Raw genomic sequence first — 9,142 nt, 5'->3', positions numbered from 1 at the left:
ACCTGACATTGCTGTTTTTCTCCACACGGCAGAACCCATTCTCTCATTTGTCTCTCCCTTTTTTCAATTTGGTATCATCTCTTTCGTGTTACTCGAACCGCGGTTGGTTTGTTGCTCCTTTCGGTTGATGTGTTTAATTTACTCAAAAGCGATATCGCGCCACATCGAATGATTGTCATGTCCAACCCATTACATTTGTCATGCTTCAGCCATGCAGGATTTGATAGGAACGTTTGGCTCCTGCGAATACACCGAATGCAGTTGCTAGAGTTCAAAGGATGTCTCGCGACAACCCAAATTTCACAACGCGCTGGGGAGAGGGGGAGACTAGTAATCGAATCCATCGACTCATGCACCCATCCACTCCTCAACTCGAAGTTGACAATCTACTAGGAACGTTCACCAACATCGGGTCTTGCATCTTGATTGGTTAAGGTTTTGAGGTCTGCGAAGCGGAAATTGTTCACCAAATGGGTTAAAGCATTGATCAGCAAACCGTATTCTGCTGGAATTTGATCGATCAGTGAGAGAAGGTCTTTAGAATTGACTCGTGTGGCGGCGTGATGAAGTTGCGCGATCCACTCTGAAGACATGATTGTGAGATCTGCGATTCGCAACTCCGAAGGAATCGCAACATTGTTTTGCAAGGTTTGATGCTGACTCACTCCATCTACGGCGGCATCAGGTGCATAAGCATAGCGAACATCTAAATGCTCTGCTATTTTTGCAAAAATGGTCTCAGCGCGGAGCGGCTTGCGTACAAAATCATCGCACCCTCGTGCAATTGCACTATTGCGATCGGCTTCAAAGGCACTTCCTGTTAAGGCAATCACAACTGGGGCAGTGGTCATCGTTGCTTTAATCTGCTGGGTTGCATCGTAACCATCCATCTCAGGCATCCGAATATCCATCCAAATCAGGTGGGGCAGCCAAGTTTGGCACAGGGCAATGGCATCTCGTCCACTGCTAGCTTCTCGCACATCAAAACCAATGGGTTGCAATAACTCGACTAAAAGCTGACGATTTTCAGCAATATCATCAACCACAAGAATTCGATAAGTTGGTTGTTTAGGGGCAAGTCCAATTACCTGTTGAGCAGTCTGCGATCCTTCAGAGCTTAATGGAGCAAATCGCGTTGAGGGTGTCTCTAGAAATTGCGCGTTGATGGAGAAGCGAAATGTTGTGCCTACGCCGATTTGACTCTCTGCCGTAAGCGTGCCGCCCATGAGGTGCACAAACTGATGCGCGATCGCTAAACCGAGTCCGGTTCCTTCTTGGGTTTTGCGTCCACTTTCGGTCTGGACAAAGGGCTGAAACAATCGATCTAGCTCGGAGGGGGCAATGCCTGCTCCGGTGTCTTCGACTTCAAAATGTAAGATATGCTCGCGCTCACGCATGACTCGGAGAATCACTTGACCCCTTTGCGTGAATTTAATTGCGTTTCCAATGAGATTGATTAAAACTTGGCGTAGCTTTCCCTCATCTGTATAAATTTGATTGGGTAAAGCATTGGTTTGTTCAATCCCAAATTCAATTCCTTTCGATTGAGCTTTGAATTGGAACATGGCTTGTACCCAATTCAATACACCATTGAGATCAAAATTTGTTTCGTTTAGCGTGATTTTTCCAGCTTCAATTTTAGCGAGATCTAATACGTTGTTAATCAAGCCCAATAAGTGTTCACCACTGCGATTAATCGTATCGAGATATCCTTGCTGTGTTGCGTCTAGCGAGCGATTACGCGTCATCAATTGTGAAAATCCTAGAATGATATTCAGTGGCGTTCGCAGTTCATGACTCATGGTGGCGAGAAACTGGCTTTTGGCGCTGTTTGCTTCCTGTGCTTCTTTCGTTCGTTCTGCTAGTTGTGCGGTGCGCTCTTCAACCGCTTGATTCAAATGTTCTTCCCGTTCTGCCACTTCGTGCGCCATGTGCTGAAACGTGCGGGCAAGCTGTCCAGGTTCATCGCGCCGTTGAGCCACTTTTGCAATTGCAGGCGTCTCAAATTCTTTCACTTGTTCTGTCGTAAGAGACTCGTTGCTGAGGTGACGCGCGATCGCAGTGAGTTGTTTGAGCGGCTGAACAATGGCACGCTTGAGTAAGCGGTTGATCGACAGGATTGCGATCGCAAAAATAGTGCTGAAAATTCCCATGATCCACACCGTATTTTCCCGTCCGCGTGCCAACACTTCATCTGCTGGCACATAAATCACCTGTGTAGCAATCACATCATTCAAGCGCCAGCCAAAGCCTGTTCTACTGCCATAGGTTGCAAGTTGGCTCTTTGGGGCAAGGGCAGGTGTCGTATGGCATTGTAAACAACTCGCTTCTCGCACCACAAGAGGACGAGCCGTATAATACAAGTGTTTGTCTGCGATCGTCCGGTATCCAGATAACATTGTGAGATCCGGCTGCTGCCGAAACTGTGCAAATAAACCAGCTTCAAAATCGTCTGCCAGATTCTTGGGATTCGTAGGGTTTGGAGTGGCTTCTTTGTAGAAGAAACTGCTGTATTCTGGACGGCTGCGGAACTGCTCAAACACAGCGCGGGCAGAAAAAGAAGGAACCGTTTCGCGAACAAACTCTGGTTCGATGACTAATTTTTCTTTGAGGAGTGGCTCGACATGATCGCTCGTGTAACTGCGAACAGAGTTCATCATTTGAGTGAGCAATTCTGCGCGGGTGGTGATGCTTTTTTCGGCTTCATGTTGAATGGTGAACCCCAGTGTCACCCCACTAAGCACCATGCCGATCGCAAATACGATCGCCAGCAGTAGCGTAAATTTAGGTCCTAACTTCAAATGATTGAGCATCCCCACTCTCTCACATACTTTCGTATTTCATGGTTCCATCTTGCCTGGAGTATCCGTTAATCTGAGGATATGCTCTACATTCTTTAATCTCTGCATTCTTTAATCTCTGCATTCTTTAATCTATAGTCTTTGATATGATGTCCGCCCCGTTTTTCGTGGCGATATTTTGATTGCGAACGACACTCCCGACAATCTCCGACTGTTAATCTCCGATTGTTATCTGCTATCAAAGAACGGTGCACCGATCGCAGCGTCGTTGATAGACAACTCATGAAATTGTGATATTATTGCAACTGTCTTTCATTAAGTTCTATGATTGAGTTCTACCAAGATGCTCATTCTTAATCAATTCAGACTGGGGAACTCTGTCAGCAGGCTCCCCAGCCTCCGCTTCGTCCTGTACTCGATGACTTTGAGTGGTATCAAGGAATTCCAGCCTAGTTGGGACAGGGCTATACCCGTGAGATAGAAGTGCTGCCAGGAATGTGGTTAGCGTGGACAGAGCGATCGTTCCATCGAGATTGGATGCTCAAAATCCCAGTCCATGACCATCTGATGCAATCTTGCATAGTGCTGTCTGGAGACATTTTTCATGAAGAAGGGTATCCAACGCTAGAAGGTCAGCACTGCAAGGTATGTTCGATCGCAACGCTTGGTCTGGATTAATATTCACCTGCTGCCAGAGGTGTTTATCGAATTCTTTTCCGGTATGGCAGGCTGCAATGATGCGCTGTTAAAGGTACTGGTGAAGCAAGAAGATTGGAAAGCTTCGTTTTTTCCCATTACGACTGACGCAATGCGGCGGGCAGCACGGCAAGTTTGGGATGCTCCGTTTCGGGGTGCAATCCGGCGGCTGTATCTGCAAGAAAAAGTGTTTGAGCTACTGAGCTTGCAATTACAATCAATTCTGGTTGACTAAAGATTGTGCAATCCGCAACCCGGACGCAAACTTGATACGATCGCTCGGATTTATCATGCGAAAGAGATTTTGCACTCCCGCTTAGAGCAGCCGCCTGCTTTACTAGACTTAGCACGACAGGTAGGAGTCAGCGATCGCACCTTGCGACGGGGCTTTCGAGAGGTGTTTGGCACAACAGTCGTGGGCTACTTGACGCAGCAACGAATGAAACAGGCAGAACTACTGTTGCGAGAAAGAACTTGCACGGTTGCAGAAGTGGCGAATCAGTTCGGCTATGCTCATTTGGGACATTTTGCAGCGGGATTTAAGCGGCAGTTTGGCATGACACCAAGTGAGTGTTTGGCGGGGCGGCAAGGGACGCAGTGATAGAATGAGACTACTAAACCATTGCAAGTTATTCAATTCACGATTCTAAATTGTCACGATCCTAAATTGCCTGAACGTCAATGCCGACTCTGTTAAATATCGGACCCTATCGCTTCTTCTGCTAGGCAGGCGATCGCGATGAACCGCCCCATGTACATGTTGAACGGGATCAGAATGAAGCTAAGTTTTGGCTTGACCCTATCCGGTTGCAAAGTAACAGAGGATTTAGCCGCACAGAGATTAATCGCATTCAAAACCTGATTGAAGATCATCAAGCGCAATTATTGGCAGGTTGGCATGAATTCTTTAACGATTGAACTGCTTGAAATACCCACGATTCTGCAAGTGAGTATCACGGATGATACGCTTTCCACGGACTTATCAGATGGGCGCACTCTATCCGTTCCTTTGGCATGGTATCCACGCCTTTTGCATGGCTCTCCTGAGGAACGTCAAGACTATCGATTGATTGCTAGCGGTAGTGGGGTTCATTGGCATCAACTAGATGAAGATATTAGCGTTAAAAATCTTATACTTGGGAAACCTTCAGGCGAAAGTCAAACATCCTTTCAGCGATGGTTAAGCAACCGAATGAAGAGGGTTTAACAATGCGATCACAACCTCCTGATGCAAATACTCATCCAACCATGACCAAGTGCAGGCTTTGCGCCCTCCCCTAAACCGCTCTCGCAGCTTTTTTTTACCAATGTAAAATACCTTACTTCTCGATGCCTAACCGCATACAACCCAGGCAACAGTGGCAAACCTCTAAACTCGCGAGTAATTGCAGCACAGGACTCAAATGGCACCGATAAAAGTGCTTGCAATAGTCCGTGTGCTTGCCGCTCAAGGTCAGTCACAATGAATCCTCAAACCCATTCTCAACAAGTGAATTCATCAAGGTGCGCTTTAGAATTTCTAATAGGGCTTGAACCAGATCATCGGGCGCGCAGCGAAGCTGATCCGTACCGGATCGCTCGATCGCTTGAATTAGTTCTTCATTCGCTGTCATCATGCCAAATGACCCACTCGCCCTCTCCCAAAAGGAGAAGGAACAAGAATTTTAGCTCCCTTCTCCCCAAGGAGAAGAGTTGGAAAGAAGGGCAAATCATACTTGCCTTCAGCAACGCCACTAAGAAAAACTATTACCGGTTGCTCAACACTTTTGTGCCTTTAAACTTTATTTTCCCTTTAAACTAAGGAACCGCCCGAACCGTAGTCCAGGCGGAGTGTGGTGTGAGGAGTGAACGGAAACATGCGTCTCCGCTCCCTTTATTGTAGACGACATATTTAGTTTTATCAGCGCTTCACCAAACGACAGTAAAACTCTTAAGAAAGCGATCAGAAACTAATCAGTGGTTCGCAGTTCTTAAGCTGTTTGTAAGAGTGGGTGGTTTACAGCCGCCCATTGTAAAGCGTAAAAGGTCACTATTTACCCATACCTAATTGTTGTGCCTTTTGGTAGACCTTGCCCTCCGTCAAGAGAGAGGGAGCGATCACCACTTCGACTTGCTGCATTTCCTTGATGTCTTTTGCGCCCAAAGTTCCCATACTGGTTTGTAGTGCACCCAAGAGGTTATGAGTGCCATCATCAAGTTGTGCTGGTCCGCGCAAGATCTGCTTTAGAGTTCCTGTCGTGCCAACCCGGATTCGAGTACCCCTTGGTAGAATAGGGCTTGGGGTTGCCATGCCCCAGTGGAAGCCGCGCCCCGGTGCTTCTTGCGCCCTGGCAAACGGTGACCCGATCATGACAGCATCTGCACCGCACGCAATACATTTGCAAATGTCGCCGCCCGTAATTAAACCGCCATCGGCAATCACAGGAATATATGTCCCGGTTTGATGATAAAAGTCATCCCGAGCCGCTGCACAATCTGCAACCGCCGTCGCCTGCGGAACGCCCACGCCCAACACACCACGAGAGGTACAGGCTGCACCCGGACCAATGCCCACCATAATTCCAGCAGCGCCTGCTTTGAGAAGATTCATGGTTACATCGTAGGTAACGCAGTTGCCAAGAACGACGGGGATCGGCATTTCTTCGCAGAACTTAGCCAGATCAAGAGGCACACTAGCCCCGCTTGGGTCTGTGTCGGGTGACAAGTGGGCCGTTGAAACGACTGTCGCTTGAATCAAGAACAATTCGGCTCCGGCTTTAGCCGCAATCTGTCCATATTTCATTGCCGCAACAGGAGTTCCACTGACCGCCGCAATGCCGCCCTGCTGCTTAATTTCCCCGATCCGCTTTTCGATCAATTCTGGTTTGATCGGCTGCGAGTATAATTCTTGCATCAACGGCACAAATTCTGTTGCTCCGACGGACGCAATGCGATCGAGCACAGGATGGGGATCGGCGTAGCGCGTCTGCACCCCTTCTAAATTTAAGACCCCTAACGCACCCAATTTAGAGAGTTGTACTGCCATTCCAACATCGACGACGCTATCCATAGCACTGGCGATAATCGGAATTTCGCGATCGATGCCGCCAATGCTCCAGCGGGTATCTGCCAGTTTTGGATCGAGGGTTCTTGCCCCTGGAACTAATGCAATTTCATCGAACCCGTAAGCCCTGCGAGCGGTTTTGCCCCTGCCGATTTGAATGTCCACACCTTTGTTCCCCAAGAGTATTTGGATAGAGTATCAAATTTCAATTGGGATTGGGTGGGAAAATAGGGGGTGGAGAGGGACGAATGATGAGGGCAGGGTTTGTCGCAAGGTCGATTTAGGAAGACACTGATAGGATGGAAACAGCAACAGAACCGGGGCAAAGAAAGATAAACTCATGACGACAGGTAATTTACGTGATCTGTATCAGCAAGTCATTTTAGAGCGCTATAAAAAGCCAAAGTTTCGGGGCGTGACAGCACCCGTTCACCGGCATCAGCGGGGGCACAATCCGTCGTGTGGAGACACGATCGAGCTAACCGTGCAACTTGATGGCACAGGCGATCGCATCGAAGAGGTGCGGTTTGAAGGGGAAGGCTGTGCGATCGCAATGGCATCGGCAGATTTAATGGCAGAAGCGATGCGCGGCAAAACCACCGCAGAAGCGTTAGACATGGTGCAGCGTTTCCAAACCATGATGCAAGGCAAGGCAGAGTTTTCGACCGAACACCGCAAACTCAACGTGATGCAAGGCGTCTCTCAATTTCCTGTGCGAATCAAGTGCGCGACGCTTACCTGGCACACGTTAAAGGCAGCCCTAGAAGCCTCGACCCAGCCGACTGAATTTGTCAGCAACGAATAAGCCGTTATTTTCTCCCTAGTCTCATGTTTGAAACAGATCAACTCTTTGCCAGTGCTCAATGGTCGGGCATCGCCACGATCGCCTTTGCCGTCTTGACCGTGTTAGCGTTCCTTTTCAAGTGGGGCTTTCGCTTCCGATTGGTAGGGGTTACTAGCTTTATGGGCGTTCTGACTGGCGCTATTTTTGCGCTGGGCTTTGGGCTTTATACCCGCCCAAGTGTGGTAGATGCGGTGCATTACTCGCGAGTTTTTGACACAGGAGCCTCTCAGGTTGTCATTGCTGTGCCCCCCGACATTACACCAACTCAGCTAGAAGCCACAATGCGTCAAGCGTCGCTCGATTTGTTTTCGCCTGGGCGGTTAGGACAAGGAAATCGCATGACGATCCGAGTTCGCACGATTACCCATCCCCAACCGGGCGTCTCTCAGCCTTTGTTTTTAGGAGAAGTCCAGCGATCGCTGTCTACGCGAGAAGATGAGCAGGCACGTTACACGACTTACCCCGATGCCCTGGCTCAGCTTTCTCAACCCCCGGCTTAACCCCGCTTACCCCCGTGTAACGTTGTAAAATGGCTACTTCAATGGATTCATTCATCTCGCTGTCGATTGCTCCGGCTCAAGTGATTCGGGGATTCAACGTTTTAGAGCAGATGGGCGACACAACCGCTCCGTGGAGCAAGGCGTTCACGCGGTTGGGATCGCGCCCCTTGGTCGTCGGCGGCGATCGCACGTTGGATCTGGTCAAACCGCGCCTCAAGCCTGTCTTCAAAGCCCATCATTTAGCCAGCGCCACGGCTTCCTACGGCAAAGATTGTAGCGAGGAGGCGCTGCGATCGTTGCAGCAAGCCGGGGCAGATCATCATGCCGATCTGATCATTGGCGTGGGCGGGGGCAAGGCGTTGGATGCTGCGAAATTGTTGGCGAATCAATGCAGTTTGCCGGTCGTGACGATCCCCACCTCTGCGGCAACCTGTGCGGCTTGGACGGCGCTTTCCAACGTGTACTCTGAGCACCATGCCTTTCTGTACGATGTCAGCTTGGCGCGATGCCCAGATCTGTTGGTTTTAGATTATGACCTGATTGCAACTGCTCCAGAGCGGACGCTAGTTGCTGGGATTGGAGACGCGATCGCAAAGTGGTATGAAGCCTCGGTGAGTAGTGGTCAGTCGGATCAGACGCTGCTGATCGCGGCAGTTCAACAAGCAAGGGTGCTGCGGGATATCTTGTTTCAGCGCTCTGCCAGTGCCCTGAAAGAACCAGGTGGCAAAGATTGGCAAGAAGTGGTAGATGCCTCGGTGCTGATGGCGGGCGTGATTGGTGGCATCGGTGGGGCGCAGTGCCGAACCGTGGCGGCTCATGCTGTTCACAATGGGTTGACCCATTTGCGATCGAGTCATGACGCACTGCACGGCGAAAAAGTAGCGTACGGAATTTTAGTTCAGCTACGCCTTGAAGAAATGATCCAAGGAAATTTGCTGGCAGAAACCGCACGGCAGCAGCTAATCAAGTTTTACAGCGCCATTGGGTTGCCGCAAACGTTGACAGATTTAGGATTGGGCGGAGTGACGATCGCAGACCTTCACCATGCGGCAGAGGTGGCTTGTTTGCCGAGTTCTGACCTGCACCGCTTGCCGTTTGCCGTGGCACCATCCCACCTCATGGCAGCGATGGTTTCTACCACAACTCCGGGTCTTAGCGCAAAATCAGACCTCTCGACTTCGTATCCTGAGCTACGTTCTGAGGTAGAATAACCAACTCACGCTCTGTTTTTTTATCCGTCGTTCATTCCTCCCGTTCC

General features: G+C 49.5%; 10 protein-coding genes and 1 pseudogene. 8 read left to right on the top strand and 3 right to left on the bottom strand.

Annotated elements, in window-relative coordinates:
* Nucleotides 1-389: 389 nt before the first annotated feature.
* A complete protein-coding gene (locus GS601_RS17190; protein WP_162424516.1) occupies nt 390-2,813 on the bottom strand; it encodes a c-type heme family protein in 2,424 nt (807 codons plus the stop codon).
* 441 nt (nt 2,814-3,254) lie between these two features.
* On the opposite strand from GS601_RS17190, the gene GS601_RS17185 reads away from it, so the two are divergent.
* The 5 genes and pseudogenes from GS601_RS17185 (at nt 3,255) to GS601_RS17170 (ending at nt 4,704) form a co-directional block, all read left to right on the top strand.
* The gene (locus GS601_RS17185) at nt 3,255-3,479 is read left to right on the top strand and encodes a hypothetical protein (RefSeq protein WP_162424515.1); all 225 of its coding nucleotides are present in this window, start codon (nt 3,255-3,257) and stop codon (nt 3,477-3,479) included.
* Entirely contained in the window at nt 3,466-3,732 is a 267-nt protein-coding gene (locus tag GS601_RS23000; RefSeq protein ID WP_202925164.1) for a hypothetical protein, read from the top strand. Before GS601_RS17185 ends, GS601_RS23000 begins: the two co-directional genes overlap by 14 nt.
* 3 nt (nt 3,733-3,735) lie before the next feature.
* On the top strand, nt 3,736-4,098 hold the full coding sequence (locus tag GS601_RS22995) for a helix-turn-helix transcriptional regulator (protein WP_202925163.1): 363 nt from the start codon (nt 3,736-3,738) through the stop codon (nt 4,096-4,098).
* A gap of 194 nt (nt 4,099-4,292) precedes the next feature.
* Nucleotides 4,293-4,415: pseudogene (locus tag GS601_RS23985) on the top strand (DUF4160 domain-containing protein); the annotation flags it as partial.
* Complete coding sequence (locus GS601_RS17170; RefSeq protein WP_162424514.1) at nt 4,396-4,704, top strand: DUF2442 domain-containing protein; 309 nt, start codon at nt 4,396-4,398, stop codon at nt 4,702-4,704. The pseudogene GS601_RS23985 and the gene GS601_RS17170, both read left to right, overlap by 20 nt.
* Before the next feature lie 250 nt (nt 4,705-4,954).
* Here GS601_RS17170 and GS601_RS17165 read toward each other — a convergent pair whose 3' ends face one another.
* Both GS601_RS17165 and GS601_RS17160 read right to left on the bottom strand, forming a co-directional pair.
* Complete coding sequence (locus GS601_RS17165; RefSeq protein ID WP_162424513.1) at nt 4,955-5,113, bottom strand: hypothetical protein; 159 nt, start codon at nt 5,111-5,113, stop codon at nt 4,955-4,957.
* A 413-nt stretch (nt 5,114-5,526) separates the two neighbouring features.
* Nucleotides 5,527-6,705, bottom strand: coding sequence for a GuaB3 family IMP dehydrogenase-related protein (locus tag GS601_RS17160; protein ID WP_162424512.1), 1,179 nt, complete (start codon nt 6,703-6,705; stop codon nt 5,527-5,529).
* A gap of 175 nt (nt 6,706-6,880) precedes the next feature.
* On the opposite strand from GS601_RS17160, the gene sufU reads away from it, so the two are divergent.
* From sufU to GS601_RS17145, 3 genes are read left to right on the top strand one after another with little or no spacing between them, the layout of a single operon-like run.
* Entirely contained in the window at nt 6,881-7,345 is a 465-nt protein-coding gene (gene sufU / locus GS601_RS17155) for a Fe-S cluster assembly sulfur transfer protein SufU (protein ID WP_162424511.1), read from the top strand.
* A 23-nt stretch (nt 7,346-7,368) separates the two neighbouring features.
* Nucleotides 7,369-7,884, top strand: a complete 516-nt coding sequence (locus GS601_RS17150; RefSeq protein WP_162424510.1) for a Ycf51 family protein — start codon at nt 7,369-7,371, stop codon at nt 7,882-7,884.
* A gap of 29 nt (nt 7,885-7,913) precedes the next feature.
* Nucleotides 7,914-9,095 (top strand): iron-containing alcohol dehydrogenase family protein, encoded by a 1,182-nt coding sequence (locus GS601_RS17145; protein ID WP_162424509.1) that lies wholly within the window; start codon nt 7,914-7,916, stop codon nt 9,093-9,095.
* The last annotated feature ends 47 nt before the right edge of the window (nt 9,096-9,142 follow it).

The sequence above is a fragment of the Myxacorys almedinensis A genome (genome assembly GCF_010091945.1).
GTDB lineage: Bacteria > Cyanobacteriota > Cyanobacteriia > Leptolyngbyales > Leptolyngbyaceae > Myxacorys > Myxacorys almedinensis.
Note: the sequence above shows the minus strand (reverse complement) of the source record. Positions and strands in the feature narration are given on the sequence as shown.

Bases quoted from the DNA above. Each gene is read 5' to 3' on its own strand.
- GS601_RS17145 (WP_162424509.1), top strand. From the start codon at position 7,914: ATGGCTACTTCAATGGATTCATTCATCTCGCTGTCGATTGCTCCGGCT.
- GS601_RS17170 (WP_162424514.1), top strand. From the start codon at position 4,396: ATGAATTCTTTAACGATTGAACTGCTTGAAATACCCACGATTCTGCAA.
- GS601_RS17150 (WP_162424510.1), top strand. From the start codon at position 7,369: ATGTTTGAAACAGATCAACTCTTTGCCAGTGCTCAATGGTCGGGCATC.
- GS601_RS17165 (WP_162424513.1), bottom strand. From the start codon at position 5,113: ATGATGACAGCGAATGAAGAACTAATTCAAGCGATCGAGCGATCCGGT.
- sufU (WP_162424511.1), top strand. From the start codon at position 6,881: ATGACGACAGGTAATTTACGTGATCTGTATCAGCAAGTCATTTTAGAG.
- GS601_RS17190 (WP_162424516.1), bottom strand. From the start codon at position 2,813: ATGCTCAATCATTTGAAGTTAGGACCTAAATTTACGCTACTGCTGGCG.